Here is a 16,218-nt window from a genome sequence, read left to right on the forward strand (position 1 = left end):
GGATTTGGCATGAAAAAGATTCTCACCTCGCTGGCGCTGGTCGGCCTCGTGGCCGTCGGCATCGGGTCGGCGGGCACTTGGGCAATCGCCGCCGAAGAGGCGCACAACGCCGCCGCGCCGACGCATTTCCCGATCCACGAGCCGAAGGAAATGAACTGGAGCTTCACCGGCCCGTTCGGCACCTATGACAAGGCGCAGCTGCAGCGAGGCCTCAAGGTCTACAAGGAAGTCTGCGCGGCCTGCCATTCGATGAACATGGTGGCGTTCCGCACGCTGTCGGACCTCGGCTATTCCGATGCGCAGATCAAGACGCTGTCGGCCGAGTACACGATCCATGACGGTCCCAACGATGCCGGCGACATGTTCGACCGTCCCGGCAAGCCGTCCGACCACTTCCCGCCACCGTTCGCAAACGACGAAGCGGCCGCCGCTTCCAATGGTGGTGCTGCTCCGCCCGACATGTCGCTGCTGGCCAAGGCGCGCGGCGTCGAGCGCGGCTTTCCGCAATTCGTCTTCGACATCTTCACCCAGTATGACGCGGGCGGCCCCGACTATATCCACTCGCTGCTGACAGGCTACGACGAGACACCGCCTGCCGGCATGGTCATCCCGGAAGGCACCCACTACAACCCCTATTTCATGTCGGGCGTGTCGCTGAAGATGCCCAACCCGCTGTCCGACGGCCAGGTGACCTATGATGACGGCGCGCCGCAGACAGTCGACCAGTACTCCCGCGACGTTTCCGCCTTCCTGATGTGGGCGGCCGAGCCGCATATGGAAGACCGCAAGAAGACCGGTTTTCGCGTGCTGGTGTTCCTGCTTCTGTTCGGCGCTCTGGTCTATCTCACCAAGCGCAAGGTGTGGGAAGGCGTGCAGCATTGAGCCACACAATCAAGTGATCGCGAAGGGCGCCGGGAGGCGCCCTTTTGCATTTCCGGAGGCTGGTCATGTCACATGGCCGTCACCGCATCCGGCGATCCTGTGCTGCTCTCATCAAAGGATCGCATTCATGAAAAGATACGCATCGATCGCGGCAGGCCTGTTGCTGCTCATCATCGGCTCGGCCGCGCAAGCGGAAGACGCCCAGCCCTTCGTCACCAACAAGGATGTCGACCTGACGATGATCCTGCCGCCGCCGCCGGCAAACGATTCGGCACAAACCAAGGCCGAACTCGGCGAGGTGCTGACGCTGCAGGTGACGCGCACCCCGGAGATGGTCGCCAGCGCGGTGGCCGATGCCGAGGAGAATGTCTGGCGCTTTGCCGACGTCATGGGGCCGAAATTCAACAAGGAAACGCTGCCGAAATTCAGCGCCTTCTTCGATCGCGTGGTGGCTACCGAAGGCGCTGTCGTCGATCCGGCCAAGGATGTCTGGAAGCGCCCGCGCCCGCATCAACTCAGCGATCTCGTCAAGCCTGCGGTCAAGCTGTCGAACTCCGGTTCCTGGCCTTCCGGACACGCCACCGTCGGCACGATGATGGGCATCATTCTGTCCGACATGGTTCCGGAAAAGCGCGCCGAGATCATGGCACGTGCGAGCGAATACGCCCACAACCGCGTGGTTGGCGGCATCCATTTTGCGTCCGATGTCGAGATGGGCAGGATTTCCGGCAGCGTCATTGCCGCGGTCCTGCTCAACCGGGACGACTTCAAGGCTGAATATGAAGTGGCCAGAGCCGAGCTTCGTTCCGATCTCGGCATGTAATCCTCGTCAGCCGGATTTAGACGGGAAGGGGCGCTTCAGGCGCTCCTTTTCCGTCTGCGCCAGTGCTGAGGCGGAAGTTCGGCAATTAGTCCGTTGGCATAGCAGCATCAGGTTGATATTCGACGCATCGAACGGTGGCGAGAAGCTCGTCCCGCCATGGCCTTTGGAACTCGATGATGCGGCTCAGCGACTGTCACAACTTTTCCGATTTCCGCCACATGGCGCAGCGGCGGCTGCCAGGGCCGATCTTCAATTACATCGACGGCGCGGCGGACGACGAGGTCACCTACCGCCGCAACACCGAAAGCTTTGAGACCTGCGATCTGGTTCCCAACGTGCTGCGCGGGGTGAGCGAGGTCGACATGTCGGTGACGGTCATGGGCCAGAAGCTGGCGATGCCGTTCTATTGCTCGCCGACCGCCTTGCAGCGCCTGTTCCACCATCAGGGCGAGCGCGCGGTCGCCAAGGCCGCGGCCAAGTATGGCACCATGTTCGGCGTCTCGTCGCTTGGCACCGTCAGCCTCGAGGAGGCGCGCAGCATCAGCAGCAGCCCGCAGGTCTACCAGTTCTATTTCCATCGGGATCGCGGTCTCAACCGGGCGATGATGCAGCGCGCCAAGGCGGTCGGCGTCGAGGTGATGATGCTGACCGTCGACAGCATCACCGGAGGAAATCGCGAGCGCGACAAACGCACCGGCTTTGCCATTCCCTTCAAGCTCAACCTTGCCGGAATGGCGCAGTTCGCGCTCAAGCCGGCCTGGGCGATCAATTATTTCACGCATGAGGGGTTCAAGCTGCCGCAGCTCGACGAGCATGTCGACATGGGCGGCGGCACGATGTCGATCAGCCGCTATTTCACCGAGATGCTAGACCCGTCGATGACGTGGGACGATGTCGCTGAGATGGTCAAGCTTTGGTCGGGTCCGTTCTGTCTCAAGGGCGTTATGTCGGTGGAGGACGCAAGACGCGCCGTCGACATCGGCTGCAGCGGCATCGTGCTGTCGAACCATGGCGGGCGGCAGCTGGATGGCTCGCGGGCGGCGTTCGACCAGCTTGCCGAGATCGTCGATGCCGTTGGCGACAGGATCGACGTCATCATGGATGGCGGCGTGCAGCGCGGCACGCATGTGCTGAAGGCGCTGTCGCTCGGTGCCAAGGCCGTTGGTCTCGGCCGCTATTATCTGTTTCCGCTCGCGGCGGCCGGCCAGCCCGGCGTCGAACGGGCGCTTGAGCAGATGCGGGTCGAGATCGAACGCGGCATGAAGCTGATGGGCTGCAGTTCGATCGAACAATTGTCGCGCAACAACCTCCGTTTCAGGTAATCTCGGCCCATGAAATCCTCCCACGAAGACACATTGCTCGCCGCGATCCGCACCATTCCGGACTATCCCAAGCCCGGCATCCTGTTTCGCGACATCACCACCCTGCTCGGCAATGCGCGCGCCTTCCGCCGCGCCATCGACGAACTGGTGCATCCCTACGCCGGCCAGAAGATCGACAAGATCGCCGGCATCGAGGCACGCGGGTTCATCCTTGGCGGCGCCGTCGCCCATCAGCTCTCGGCCGGCTTCGTGCCGATCCGCAAGAAAGGCAAGCTGCCCTACGAGACGGTGCGCGTCGCCTATAGCCTGGAATATGGCCTGGACGAGATGGAGATGCACAAGGACGGCGTTGCTCCTGGCGAGAAGGTGATCCTTGTCGACGATCTGATCGCCACCGGCGGCACCGCGGAAGCGGCGGTCAAGCTGTTGCGCCAGATCGGCGCCGACATCCTCGCCGCCTGTTTCGTCATCGACTTGCCGGACCTCGGCGGCCGCGCCAAGCTGGAGGCGCTCGGCGTGCCGGTCAGAACGCTGATAGGGTTCGAAGGGCATTAGGTTTCTCCCTCGCCCCGTTTACGGGGAGAGGGAAGCGAAGCGAGCAACGCGAGCGGAGCAGGGTGAGGGGTAAGTACGACCGTCGAGTTTAAGACACCAACGCTGGCGCCGCCCCTCATCCGCCCTTCGGGCACCTTCTCCCCGTAAACGGGGCGAAGGAAAAGCTACTCCACCTTCACCAGCACGGCGCTTTCGAACTCGAGCACCTTGTCGCCGGTGGAATCGAAAGCTTCCGAACGCAGCGCCAGAAGCCGCCAGCCGGGGCGTGAGGCAATCGGGCGGTGCGACAGCGCGGTGCGCGTGAAGGTGATGGCTTGCCCGGCATAGACCGGCTTCAGCCATTTCAGGTTCTTGAAGCCGGGCGAGGGGCCGAATTCCGGCACCGGACCGGGACCGCTCCACGCAGCGATCTCGGCGTCCATACGGTTTTCCAGATTGAGTTTCATCCAGGTCGCGGCCGTGTGCCAGCCAGACGCGCAGAGGCCGCCGAGCACGCTTTTCTTTGCAGCCTCCTCGTCGATATGGAAGATTTGCGGGTCGTATTTGCGGGCGAAGGCCTTGATCGCCTCGGGCTCGAATGTGTGCGAGCCGAGCGTGACGGTGGTGCCGATACGGAAGAACTCGTCCAGTGTCATGCTTGGCTCCCCGCGGCATCGCGCGTGAGGAACATGACGGAGTTCTCGAGCTCGAAGACGCTTTCGCCACGCTGGTTGAACAGTTCGCTGCGCATGGTGACGAAGCCGAGTTGCGGCTTCGATTTCGACAGGCGCTTGGCAACAACCATCAGGGTGCCGGTCAGTTGGTCGCCGGCCAGGACCGGTTTCTTCCATTTGACCTGATCGACGCCGGGCGCGCCCTGGCAGGTCGAGTCCAGCAGGAACGCGTCGCAGAGCATGCGCATGAACATGGCGCAGGTGTGCCAGCCCGACGCTGCCAGCCCGCCGAGGATGCTGGCCTTGCCGGCTTCCTCGTCGAGATGCATCGGCTGCGGGTCGAATTCTCCGGCAAATTCGACGATCTCGGCGGCACTCACGAGCTTCGAGCCGAGGTCGATCGATGCGCCCTCGATGAAGTCCTCATAGGCCCATGTTTTTATCTCTGCAGTCATGGTCTGGAATCCGGCTTGTCGACCCACAATCCCCAGGATCGGGATTTCCGGATGCAGGCCGGCGTTCATTTGGTCAAGCGATTTCTACTGCGCCAGCCTGTGGCAGGATCGACAAGGCCACTCAGAGCCAGCCGCGGCGGCGGAAGTACCAGAAGGGCAGGATCGCCGACAGCACCATCATGGCGATGGCGAAGGGATAGCCAAGTTGCCATTTCAACTCGGGGATGATGTCGAAATTCATGCCGTAGATCGAGGCGACCAAAGTCGGCGGCAGGAAGATGACGGCGGCGACCGAGAAGATCTTGATGATGGCGTTCTGCTCGATCGAGATCATGCCGAGCGTGGCGTCTAGCAGGAAGGAGATCTTCTGCGACAGGAAGGTGGCGTGGTCGGCGAGCGACAGCACGTCGCGAGACAGCGTCTTGATGCGCGCCTTGGTGTCCTTGCTCATCTTGGTGCGGGTCGAGGCATGGGCGAAGAAGCCTGCCAGGCGCTGCAGCGAGATCAGGCTGTCGCGGATCGAGGAGGCAATGTCCTCCTTGCGGCCGATGGCTTTCAGCAACTCCTGGAAATCACGGTTGCGCTTGGAAACCTTGGTCGACCGCGCCTCGAAGATATCGCGCGAGATCGCCTCGATGTCGCGGCCGGCGCGTTCCAGAATGTCGGCGAGACGGTCGACGATCGCCTCCAGCAAGCCGATCAGGATGGTGTCGCCGCTGGTGCAGCCGGTCGCCACCTTTTCGGCGCGCTGCGGAAAGGTCTTGAAAGCTTTCGGTTCGTGGTAGCGCACCGTGATCAGCCTTGTGCCGGCGAGCACGAAGGTAACCGGCGACATCAAGGGATCGTCGATTTCGGTCTGGGCGGGCAGGGTGGCGGTCATGAAATAGGCGCCGTCCTCGACATAGAGGCGGCTCGAAATCTCGATCTCCTCCATCTCCTCGCGCGTCGGAATGGCAACGCCGAGCCAGCTCTCGATCGTCGCTTCCTCTTCCTTTGTCGGGTTGAACAGGTCCGCCCAGACGATGGTCTCGCTGTTTGCCAGGAGATCGTCGACGACGCGCAGGCGGTCATTGTCCACGACGAAGGCCTTGATCATCGCCTGATATCCCTTGCTGGGGGTGCGTTCGGATTGACGCGTCGTGTTGGATTGCACGGTTCTCGACGTCAGCGCCGACCGTGCGTCTGCCGCTTAGACCTGTGACGTGACAAAATCAAGACAAGCGGCCGGCGGGCGGATGGCCGCCGGCGCCTGGAAGCATGTATCGAGGAACTTCGCCGACAGCTTGTCGGGATGTTCTCGACCGCTTCAGGGCATCAAGTGTTGAACTTGAACAACAGCACGTCGCCGTCCTGGACGACATATTCCTTGCCTTCGTCGCGCGCCTTGCCGGCTTCCTTGGCCGCCACTTCGCCGCCCAGTGTGACGAAGTCGTTGTAGGAGATGGTCTGGGCGCGGATGAAGCCGCGCTCGAAATCGGTGTGGATGACACCGGCGGCCTGTGGCGCCTTGTCGCCTTTATGGATGGTCCAGGCGCGCGTCTCCTTCGGCCCGGCGGTGAAATAGGTGATGAGGTGCAACAGGTCGTAGCCGGCGCGTATGACCTTGTTGAGGCCTGGCTCGTCGAGGCCGAGCGAGGACAGGAATTCCATCTCTTCCTCGTCCGAGAGCTGCGCGACCTCGGCTTCGATCGCCGCCGAGATCACCACTGTGCCGGCGCCCTGGGCGGTGGCCATCTTTTCCACGGCCCTGGTGTGTTCGTTGCCGGTGGCGGCGTCGGCCTCCGCGACATTGCAGACATAGAGCACGGGATGCGAGGTCAGAAGGTTCAGGCCCTGCAGGATGCGCAAATCTTCGGCCGAAATACCCTTGAGCAGGATGCGGGTCGGCTTGCCGGCCTGCAGCAGTTCGAGCGCTGCCTCCATCAACGGCAGCACGGTCGTCGCTTCCTTGTCCTTGCTGCCGGCGCGCTTGCGGATCTGCACGATGCGGCGCTCTAGGCTGTCGAGGTCGGCAAGCATCAGCTCGGTCTCGACCGTCTCGGCATCGGCGACGGGGTCGATGCGGCCCTCGACATGGGTGATGTCGTCATCCTCGAAGCAGCGCAGCACATGCACGATGGCGTCGACCTCGCGGATGTTGGCGAGGAACTGGTTGCCCAGCCCTTCGCCTTTCGAGGCACCGCGCACCAGGCCGGCAATGTCGACGAAAGAGATGCGAGTTGGAATGATCTCCTTCGACTTGGCGATCGCGGCGATCTTCTGCAGGCGCGGATCTGGCACCGCCACCTCGCCGGTGTTCGGTTCGATGGTGCAGAATGGATAGTTGGCGGCTTGCGCCGCAGCCGTTCTGGTCAACGCGTTGAAAAGCGTCGACTTGCCGACGTTGGGCAAGCCAACGATGCCGCATTTGAAACCCATTTTTGTTCGGTCCTATCGGGAAAATAGAAATTTGATCAGGGCTATGGGCGATAGGGGTGATCAACGTCAAGCCCTTCGGTCCCCTTGATGCTCAGTCCTTGCCGCCGAACAGCTTCTTCAGCATGGCGGCCATTGGACCGCTTTCCGGCAGCTTGACCACCGGCTGTTGAGGCCGTGCTTGGCGGACATGACTTTGCTGCTTGTGCGCCGACTGCTTCTGCGCTGGCTTTTCGGGCTCCGGCCCGGCCTTGCCCTGGACGGCGAGACTGGCCTTATTCATGAAGCCGGATTCGTCGCCCTTGACGATCATGGCGGCATTATCGGCGATCGCGTCGAGCAGCGGGTCGAGCCATTCGCGGTCGGCTTTGGCGAAATTGCCGAGCACATGGTGCTGGACCATTTCCTTGACGCCGGGATGGCCGACGCCGATGCGCACGCGGCGATAGCCATTGCCGATATGACCGTCGATCGACCGGATGCCGTTGTGGCCGCCGGCGCCGCCACCGGTCTTGATGCGCAGCTTGCCTTCGGCAAGGTCGATCTCGTCATAGAAGACGGTGAGCGCGGAAAGCTCGAGCTTGTAGAAGCGCAGTGCTTCGCCGACCGACTGGCCGGACAGGTTCATGAAGGTCTGCGGCTTGATCAGGACGATCTTTTCGCCGCCGAGCGTGCCCTCGGAAATGAGGCCCTGGAATTTCTTCGACCAGGGCGAAAAGGAATGGCGGCGGGCGATTGCGTCCGCCGCCATGAAACCGACATTGTGGCGGTTGTCAGCGTATTTCGCGCCCGGATTGCCGAGACCTGCAAACAGCAGCATCGCCTGCTCCGGGCGTGAAAGAGTTACTTCTCGTCGGCGGCAGGAGCCGCTTCAGGTGCAGCTGCTTCAGCCGTCTCTTCCGTCTCCGGCTTCATCGCCGACGAACCGGCAATGGTCGCGATGGTGAAGTCGCGGTCGGAGATCACAGGCTTGACGCCAGCCGGCAGCTTGACCGCCGAGATGTGGATCGAGTCGCCGATGTTGGCGCCGGTGAGATCGACGGTGATGAACTCCGGGATCGCATTGGCCGGGCAGTGGAACTCGACTTCGTGACGCACGATGTTGAGCACGCCGCCGCGCTTGATGCCGGGCGACTTGTCCTCGTTGATGAAGTGGACAGGCACGTCGACATTGACTTCGGTGTCCTTGCCGATGCGCAGGAAGTCGACATGGACAGGGAAATCCTTGACCGGGTCGAGCTGGAAGTCCTTCGGCAGGACCTGGATCTTCTTGCCGTCGACATCGATCGTGGCGATCGTGGTCAGAAACCCACCGCCATGGATCTTGTAGTAGATATCCTTGTAGGTGAGCGCGATAGCCAGGGGAGGCTGCTTGTCACCATAGATTACTGCAGGCACTTTACCGTTGCGGCGAACTGCACGGGCGGACCCCTTACCGACCTGTTCGCGTGCTTCGGCCTTGAGCTCGTAAGTGTCGTGGCTCATGGCATTTCCTTTCGGTTTGTTCTGGAGCGCTCACGGTGGGCAGAGTGCCTGGACCGTAAACGTCGAAAGCCGACATACCCATGCATGATCTGGTCCGAAAACCGGAATCCACTTTTCGGGATCATGCGGGAAGGCGGCCTTCCGCCGCGTTGCCTCCAAGGGTGTCTACGCGGGTGGCGGCTCTATAGCGGAAGGCGGCCGGAGGTGCAAGCCAAAGGCACGCCCAGGCTGGTGCAGTCCAGGCGGTCGCTATCCGCGCTTTTCGATGACGGCATAAAGCACGTTGCGGTTCTCGCCGAAGAACACCCGCGCCTCGACGGTGTTGCGGTCGACGCTGGCATTGACGATGTTCCACATATCGACCTCCGATCGCAGCAGCAACACCCAGTCCATGAATGTCTCCCGGTAGCCGGCGTCAGGCGTGCCCTCGGCGTAGTTCGCAAACAGGAACGTCCCGTTCGGCTTCAACATCTGCAGGCAGGTCTTCGTGAGTTTCACCGCGACGTTGTGGGCGAGGTAGTCGTAGAGGCCGGAGGCATAGATGAAATCGAACTTGCCGAGCTTGTGGCCCCGCGTGAGCACGGTTCGCACCGAGCCGTCGATGGCTTCGACCGCGGTGCCCTGGAAGTCGCGCGCGATCAGCCCAACGCTCTGGGGATCCTGATCGAGCGCAATCCAGCGCTTGAGACGGCCCTCCGTCAAGGCTACCGAGCGATTGGCCTCCCGCAAATGGCCGGCCGCGATCGCCAGGACCTCGGATTGCGGTCCATTCTTGACCGCAATCTCGTCGACATATCGGGTCAGGAGGTCGCGTCGTTCCCGTGCCGCGACGCATGAGGGTACGTTCTGGGTATGGCTATAGAGCGCCTTGCCGATCTCCGAGGCGTTGGCCACGCTCTCTGCCACGTGCGGATCGCAATAGATGTAATCAAGCAACTGCGCGTCGCCGGAATAGCCCCTGGGCTTGGTGAAGGACCAGTGCGTCAGCGGATCCTCGAGAAAATACTTCAGGATCGGATGGTTCTGCGCCACCGGTATCAACGCATGCCAGACGTCGGGATGAACCTTGGAATGCAGGCCATTGAGGAAGGACAGCAAACGACCGACGATCTCGGCGGGGTTCTTGTCCTGTTCGATCTGCTGCTGTGTCGCGTGGAGAATGAGCGCCAGCTCCGCGCGCGCGGTTTCGAACGCTTCGCCATGATGCTCGAGCTTTCCCCGAGGCAGCGTGCCGGCGAGCATCGCGGCAGTAATCAAGCTTTTGCCATCAAGAATGGTCTGCACGCCATCACTCCATAGTTAACAGTCGGTTAACTTATTGCGTAGAATGCTCCATTTGCCAATGTCGGGCTGACGGCATTTTATCGTTATGATTAATTTCCCGCCAACCATGTTCCTCTTTAGACGGCTTCCGGCCCGAATTCCGGGTTCGAGTTAACGGAAACTTGTCTTGCGCGATTGCATTTGTTTGCCCGGCGTCGCAATCGCCGTCGCGTCCCAAAGGAGCCGGCCCGCGTGGGGGCAGAAGCTGGAAATGAGTTCGGAAAACAAAATCCCTTTCAAACGGGGTCTATTGTGATGAACGAACACCTGTCCTCCGTATTGGTCGATACGGTTGATGCGGAGCCGTACGAGCCGCGCTATGAACTGAGCGCCGACGAGCTCCGCACCCTTTACCGCACCGAAGCGCAGGCGACGCGAAGAGGAGAAGCCAGGCCAGGGCTCTGGATTGCGGTTGCGATCTATCTCTTGTTTTCGGCAACGGATCTGCTGCTGATCCCGGATGTTGCCGCCTACACGATCACGGCGCGCTTCGCAGTCGGCTTGAGCGCGCTTTTGATCCTCGAAGCACAGCTTCGCCGGGGGATTGGAACGGAATGGCTCGACGTGACCTGCGCCGGAGCCATCATCTTCGGCTATGTTGGTTGGCTGTGCCCAGCGGTTCTTGGCGCGGACAAGGAAAGCGTCTCTTACTACATGGTCTTTGGGACCATATTCATGATGAGCGCAAATCTTTTCTTTACGTTCAATTTCAAGCTTTCTATCGTAACCTCGGCAATAATATTGTGTATACTTTACATCGTAAATTACTTCGTTCCTTCAACCCTTACATACAAAATGGTATTCGGGGCTTTCTATATATCCTGTTTCACGTTCACCTCGTATGTGAACTGGAAACTGAATGAGGAACGCTACAACGTCTTTCTGAATGCCCTGGAAGCCAAGATCCAGCACAATGAGGCGACCGAACGCGGCAAGGCCCTGCTGAGGTTGTCGCGGACCGATCCGCTGACGGGTCTGGAGAACCGGCGCGCGATCGACGAGAAGCTGCGGGACTATTGGAGCGATTGGCAAAAGGTCGGCACCAGTTTCGGGGCGATCCTCATCGACGTGGACTTCTTCAAGAAATTCAACGACTGCTACGGCCATCAGGAAGGCGACCGCTGCCTGATCCATGTCGCCAATGCCCTTAGCGACATGATCAAGCAGTATAATGGCTCCATCGGCCGCTATGGCGGTGAAGAGTTCATCGTCCTGGCTCGCATGGAGAAAAAAGAGCAGATACTGGATATAGCGGAAGCCATTTGCAGCACGGTCGAGAACCTGGCGCTGACGCACGAACTGCGGCGCGACGGCGTCTCGATCGTAACGGTGAGCGTTGGCGCCGCATTCACCAGGACGCAGACCGGCGCCAAGCTGGAGAAGATCATCCACGAGGCCGATCGCGCTCTCTATCTGGCAAAAGCCGGCGGCCGAAATTGTGCCCGGCTGTTCGATCCAACCGATCCGCAAAGCAGCGACGAGAGCGAGAACATCGCGGCCTTGCTGAAGATCGCGATCGGCCAGAATCTCGTTTCACTGGTTTATCAGCCTATCCAGGATGTCAAATCGGACCGGGTTGAAGCGGTGGAGGCTCTGATGCGCCTCAAAATGCTGGACGGCACGTCGGTTCCGCCGAGCCTGTTCATTCCCGTCGCCGAGCGAACCGGCGCGATCCTGGAACTCGGGCGCTGGGCGATAAGGACGGTGTGCGCCGAACTCCTGGCTGACGACCACGTCCGTGTCGTCAGCGTCAACGTCTCCCCGATCCAGCTTAAGACACCTGGCTTCGCAACGTCTGTCGCGACCATTCTGGGCGAAACCGGCGTCGCCGGCAGCAGGCTGGCCTTCGAGATCACCGAAGGGCTGGAGATGGAGATGCACTCGGACATTCTGCGCTGCATCAGCGACCTGAAGCTGCTCGGGATCAAGATATGGCTTGATGATTTCGGGACGGGCTTTGCGGGCCTTTCGTGGCTTCGCCTGATCGATTTCGACACGGTGAAGATCGACCGATCGTTTCTGCACGACTGCAGCTCCCTGAGCGGCAAGGCGATGCTGCAGGACATCATCACCCTGGTTCGAAATCGCGGCCACAAGATCCTGGTCGAAGGGGTGGAAACCGACGAACAGATGGCTTTGATGCGCGAATTCGGCATAGACAAGATCCAGGGCTTCCATGTCGGCCGCCCCGCTCCCGCCGTCAGTTTCCAGGCAAAGCGGGCCATGCGCAAACGGTCATTTGCCGTGCTTAAGTCCGCATGATGGTGGCCTCTTTCCGACGTTTGGCTTAGCCGCCCTCAAAAGCCGTGCTGATTGCAATCAACCTATGACTGGGCCAAGCGGCTACGTAGGGGCTACCGGTCGCTGGTCAACGCGTTGCGTAGCGCCTGGATCTGCCGGTTCAAGGCATCGAGCTCGGCCAGCGTCATGCCCGAGCGTTCGACCAAGGTCTCGTTCAGACAGTTGCACTGGACCAGTAGCGCGCGTCCGGCTGATGTCAGGTCGACCTGCACCTGGCGTTCGTCGGTCTGGCTGCGCTGGCGGGTCACCAGCCCGGCTTGCTCCATTCGCTTCACCAGCGGCGTGACGGTGCTCGATTCCAAAGCCAACCGGTTGGCGATGGTGCCGACCGACATCCCATCGGCCTCTCCAAGCGCGTTCAGCACCAGGTACTGCGGATAGGTGATGCCCATCTCGTCCAGCATCGGCTTGTAGGTGCGGTTTATCGCCATGCTGGTGGCATAGAGCGTGAAACAGAGCTGATTGTCCAACGGGAGAGGCACGGCGCATTCCTTTTGCCAATATGGGCATCAATTCGATACCACGAAAAATGATATCGCGATACATATTTTTGTGGACAAGGGTTTTGCGCCGCGCTAGCTATATGGTTATCGCGATATTGTTTATCGCGGAAATAACCACAAGGAGATTGAGATGACCTCGCAAACCAAGCCCAGCTCCGGCAGCGGTACGATCACCACCAAGGACGGAACGCAGATTTACTACAAGGACTGGGGGACCGGGCAGCCTGTCGTCTTCCATCATGGCTGGCCGTTGAGCAGCGACGATTGGGACGCCCAGATGCTGTTCTTCCTGTCACAAGGCTACCGTGTCATTGCCCATGATCGGCGTGGCCATGGGCGCTCGACCCAGACGGATATCGGCAACGAAATGGACACCTATGCCGCCGATGTCGCGGAACTCGCCGCTTATCTCGACCTCAAGAATGCCATTCATGTCGGACATTCGACCGGCGGCGGCGAAGTGGCGCGCTATGTTGCCAACTATGGCGCCGGCGGCCGTGTCGCCAAGGCGGTGCTGATCGGCGCGGTGCCGCCAATCATGCTCAAGACTGCCGCCAATCCCGGCGGCCTGCCGATCGAAGTGTTCGACGGCTTCCGCTCCGCCCAGGCAGCCAATCGCGCCCAGTTCTTCCGCGACGTTCCATCAGGTCCGTTCTACGGGTTCAACCGTCCGGGCGCGGACATCTCGCAGGGCGTCATCGACAATTGGTGGCGCCAGGGCATGATGGGCGGCACCAAGGCGCATTATGATTGTATCAAGGCTTTCTCGGAAACCGACTTCACCGAGGATCTGAAGGCAATCGACGTGCCTGTCCTGGTCATGCACGGAGACGACGACCAGATCGTTCCGATCGCCGATTCGGCGCTGCTGACGATCAAGCTGCTCAAGAAGGGCGAGCTCAAGGTCTACAAGGGCTTCCCGCACGGCATGGCCACGACCCATGCAGACATCATCAACGCCGACCTGCTGGCCTTCTTCAAGGCTTAAGGCCATGGCCCACAAAAATGCACCCGTCATCAAGCGGGTGCATTTTTGTGACAGCGGCAGACCCGCCTGATCTAGGCGGCCGCCTGCGCTTTGCGCGCTTCCTTCATGTTTGGCAGGAACACGGTGAGCAATCCAAGAAACGGCAAATACGAGCAGATCTGGAAGACGAAATCGATGCCCTTCATATCGGCGACGATACCGAGCACGGCCGCCGCGATGCCGCCCATGCCGAAGGCGAAGCCGAAGAAGATGCCGGCGATCATGCCGACGCGGCCCGGCACGAGTTCCTGCGCAAAGACGACGATGTTCGAGAAGGCAGAGGACAGGATCAGGCCGATCAGCACCGTCAGCACCATCGTCCATTCCAGATTGGCGTAGGGCAAGGCGAGCGTGAAGGGCAGCACGCCGACGATGGAGAACCAGATCATCGCCTTCTGCCCGTAGCGGTCGCCGAACGGGCCGCCGAGCAGGATGCCCAGCGCCGAGGCTCCGAGGAACAGGAACAGCATGACTTGGCTCATCTGCACCGAAACGCCGAACTTATGCATGGAATAGAAGGTGTAGTAGCTGGCGAGGCTGGCGATGTAGGCATTCTTGCTCAGCACCAGCAGGGTCAGCACGATCAATGCGTTCATCACCTTGCGGCGCGGGAAGGGCGAAACGAAGCTCGCCGCCTTGCGGGTGCCCTGTGCGGCACGCAGCCGGCTGTACCAGCCGCCGACCTGCCACAAAACGATGATGCCGATCAGCGAGCCGACGGCGAACCAGGAAATGCTGGTCTGGCCGAACGGCACGACGATGAAGGCTGCCAGCAGCGGCCCCATGGACTGTCCGAAATTGCCGCCAACCTGGAACAGCGACTGCGCCAGGCCGAAGCGGCCGCCGGAGGCGAAGCGGGCGATGCGCGAGGATTCCGGATGGAAGATCGCCGAGCCGATGCCGATCAGCGAGGCGCCGATCAGGAGCAGCGAATAGTGCCCGGCATAGGCGAGCACAATCAGGCCGATCAGCGATGACGCCATGCCGTAGGGCAGCGAATAGGGCATCGGCCGTTTGTCGGTGATCATGCCGATCACAGGCTGCAGCAGCGACGCGGTCACCTGGAAGGTGAAGGTCAACAAGCCGATCTGCCAGAAATCGAGGCCATAATTCTCTTTCAGGAGCGGGTAAATGGCCGACAGCAGCGACTGCATGATGTCGTTGATGCAGTGGCAGAAGCTCACCGCCAGGATGACGGTGAAGGCCGTCGCCTGGGCTGAAGCGTGACTGGTGGTCGCCGGTGGGGCGACGCTGGCGGCTGTCGTATCGGTCAAGGTAGGCTCCGTGGTCTTTTTGGCGGGCAGGCCCGCAGGCAGTTGACGAACGCACCTGCGGCCGCCTTATCGGACGCTCCTGTGGAGCGCTTGGGACCGGTGCCTTATAAGCTGCTTGCGGGATGACTTCTTTCGTGGTTTGGTCCAATAGTTTCGCAAGTGGGCCATATCGGATGCCGCACGGCAAAGAAGTCTTTCACGCTGGCAACGCCAATCTCGGCCAGTTGCACGAGAGCCGCTGGCAGTGGCTTGAGCAAGTGGCCGGGCCGGCGGTGGCATTGCCGACCGAATATCCCGATGGCTACCGTGTGCCGCAGCACCGCCACAGCCGCAGCCAGCTCTTGCATGCGCTTGTCGGCGTGGTGCTGGTGACGACGCGCTACGGACGCTGGATGGTGCCGCCCGACCACGCGATGTGGATTCCAGCCGGCACCGAGCATTCCGTCGAGATGCTGGGCGATGTCTCGATGCGTTCGGTCTATGTCATGCCACAGGCGATTCCCGGGCTGCCCGAAGGCTTGCGCGTCGTCGGCGTCACCGACCTGATGCACAGCCTGATCGTGGAATCGGAAAAGCTGCCGCAAGGCGGCGTTCTGGAAGGACGTGGTGGGCTGATCATGAACCTTTTGCTGCACGAAATCCCGACCTTGCCGGAACGGCCGCTCGGCCTGCCATTCCCGTCCGACCCAAGGCTGTCGGCGCTGTGCCGGCGCTTCGTCGCAGCACCATCGCCGCACGCGACGATCGACGAGTGGGCCGATGCCGCCGGCATGAGCCGCCGCTCCTTCACCCGCGCCTTCCAGCGCCAGACTGGCTTGTCGCTGTCGACATGGCGCCAGCAGGCCTGCCTGTTCGCGGCGCTGCCCAGGCTGGCGGACGGCGAGCCGATCACCAGGGTGGCGCTCGATCTCGGCTATGACAGCGTGCCGGCCTTCATCACCATGTTCAAGCGCATGCTGGGGACCTCGCCGCGCGGCTATATGCGCGGCGCACGAGAAAGCGTCGAGGTCGCTCGTCGCCTGGTCGGCCCGGTTCGGTTGGAAAGCCCTGCGCCGTAACGGCAGGTGCTGTTCTAGAGCATTTTACCGTTTCACGGAAACGGCGAGCTGCTCTAACCCGGATATCTCACACAGTCTTTCGGCGCGAGGCTGGCGGCAGCGATTTTGCCGGCGCTTGAGCTGCGGGCAAGGGATGTCCGCC

The 16,218-nt window shown here is 61.3% G+C and carries 16 protein-coding genes; 7 read left to right on the forward strand and 9 right to left on the reverse strand.

The window, feature by feature from the left end:
• The first annotated feature begins 9 nt into the window (after positions 1-9).
• The 4 genes from NKJ67_RS32940 (at position 10) to NKJ67_RS32955 (ending at position 3,582) form a co-directional block, all read left to right on the forward strand.
• Entirely contained in the window at positions 10-882 is an 873-nt protein-coding gene (locus NKJ67_RS32940) for a cytochrome c1 (RefSeq protein ID WP_352585492.1), read from the forward strand.
• Positions 883-1,009: 127 nt separating this feature from the next.
• Positions 1,010-1,705, forward strand: coding sequence for an acid phosphatase (locus NKJ67_RS32945; protein ID WP_127269623.1), 696 nt, complete (start codon positions 1,010-1,012; stop codon positions 1,703-1,705).
• A gap of 176 nt (positions 1,706-1,881) precedes the next feature.
• On the forward strand, positions 1,882-3,027 hold the full coding sequence (locus NKJ67_RS32950; RefSeq protein ID WP_352585494.1) for an alpha-hydroxy acid oxidase: 1,146 nt from the start codon (positions 1,882-1,884) through the stop codon (positions 3,025-3,027).
• A 9-nt stretch (positions 3,028-3,036) separates the two neighbouring features.
• Entirely contained in the window at positions 3,037-3,582 is a 546-nt protein-coding gene (locus NKJ67_RS32955) for an adenine phosphoribosyltransferase (RefSeq protein ID WP_352585496.1), read from the forward strand.
• 164 nt (positions 3,583-3,746) lie between these two features.
• Here the strand turns inward: NKJ67_RS32955 and NKJ67_RS32960 are convergent, their stop codons facing one another.
• From NKJ67_RS32960 to NKJ67_RS32990, 7 genes are all read right to left on the reverse strand, one after another.
• The gene (locus NKJ67_RS32960; protein WP_127380574.1) at positions 3,747-4,217 is read right to left on the reverse strand and encodes a MaoC family dehydratase; all 471 of its coding nucleotides are present in this window, start codon (positions 4,215-4,217) and stop codon (positions 3,747-3,749) included.
• The gene (locus NKJ67_RS32965; protein ID WP_127269625.1) at positions 4,214-4,690 is read right to left on the reverse strand and encodes a MaoC family dehydratase; all 477 of its coding nucleotides are present in this window, start codon (positions 4,688-4,690) and stop codon (positions 4,214-4,216) included. Before NKJ67_RS32965 ends, NKJ67_RS32960 begins: the two co-directional genes overlap by 4 nt.
• 121 nt (positions 4,691-4,811) lie before the next feature.
• Positions 4,812-5,786: a magnesium/cobalt transporter CorA gene (corA, locus tag NKJ67_RS32970; protein ID WP_127270555.1), complete on the reverse strand. Its 975-nt coding sequence runs from the start codon at positions 5,784-5,786 to the stop codon at positions 4,812-4,814.
• 218 nt (positions 5,787-6,004) lie between these two features.
• Positions 6,005-7,108, reverse strand: a complete 1,104-nt coding sequence (gene ychF, locus NKJ67_RS32975) for a redox-regulated ATPase YchF (protein ID WP_128307482.1) — start codon at positions 7,106-7,108, stop codon at positions 6,005-6,007.
• A 91-nt stretch (positions 7,109-7,199) separates the two neighbouring features.
• Entirely contained in the window at positions 7,200-7,925 is a 726-nt protein-coding gene (gene pth / locus NKJ67_RS32980; RefSeq protein ID WP_127270550.1) for an aminoacyl-tRNA hydrolase, read from the reverse strand.
• Positions 7,926-7,948: 23 nt separating this feature from the next.
• Complete coding sequence (locus NKJ67_RS32985; RefSeq protein ID WP_127270548.1) at positions 7,949-8,590, reverse strand: 50S ribosomal protein L25/general stress protein Ctc; 642 nt, start codon at positions 8,588-8,590, stop codon at positions 7,949-7,951.
• A 249-nt stretch (positions 8,591-8,839) separates the two neighbouring features.
• On the reverse strand, positions 8,840-9,874 hold the full coding sequence (locus tag NKJ67_RS32990; RefSeq protein ID WP_352585500.1) for a class I SAM-dependent methyltransferase: 1,035 nt from the start codon (positions 9,872-9,874) through the stop codon (positions 8,840-8,842).
• A gap of 294 nt (positions 9,875-10,168) precedes the next feature.
• Between NKJ67_RS32990 and NKJ67_RS32995 the strand changes: the two genes are divergently transcribed.
• Entirely contained in the window at positions 10,169-12,175 is a 2,007-nt protein-coding gene (locus NKJ67_RS32995) for a putative bifunctional diguanylate cyclase/phosphodiesterase (protein ID WP_127408934.1), read from the forward strand.
• Positions 12,176-12,267: 92 nt separating this feature from the next.
• Here NKJ67_RS32995 and NKJ67_RS33000 read toward each other — a convergent pair whose 3' ends face one another.
• Positions 12,268-12,696 (reverse strand): MarR family winged helix-turn-helix transcriptional regulator, encoded by a 429-nt coding sequence (locus NKJ67_RS33000; RefSeq protein ID WP_128307484.1) that lies wholly within the window; start codon positions 12,694-12,696, stop codon positions 12,268-12,270.
• A gap of 151 nt (positions 12,697-12,847) precedes the next feature.
• Between NKJ67_RS33000 and NKJ67_RS33005 the strand changes: the two genes are divergently transcribed.
• Positions 12,848-13,705 carry an alpha/beta fold hydrolase gene (locus NKJ67_RS33005; protein ID WP_127267864.1) on the forward strand — a complete coding sequence of 286 codons (858 nt, stop codon included), beginning with the start codon at positions 12,848-12,850 and terminating at the stop codon, positions 13,703-13,705.
• 71 nt (positions 13,706-13,776) lie between these two features.
• On the opposite strand, the gene NKJ67_RS33010 is transcribed toward NKJ67_RS33005, so the two are convergent.
• On the reverse strand, positions 13,777-15,018 hold the full coding sequence (locus NKJ67_RS33010; RefSeq protein ID WP_128361821.1) for an MFS transporter: 1,242 nt from the start codon (positions 15,016-15,018) through the stop codon (positions 13,777-13,779).
• A 173-nt stretch (positions 15,019-15,191) separates the two neighbouring features.
• Here NKJ67_RS33010 and NKJ67_RS33015 point away from each other — a divergent pair, with 173 nt between their 5' ends.
• Complete coding sequence (locus NKJ67_RS33015) at positions 15,192-16,076, forward strand: AraC family transcriptional regulator (protein ID WP_127326796.1); 885 nt, start codon at positions 15,192-15,194, stop codon at positions 16,074-16,076.
• The last annotated feature ends 142 nt before the right edge of the window (positions 16,077-16,218 follow it).

Source organism: Mesorhizobium sp. M0088, assembly GCF_040322895.1.
Lineage (GTDB): Bacteria > Pseudomonadota > Alphaproteobacteria > Rhizobiales > Rhizobiaceae > Mesorhizobium.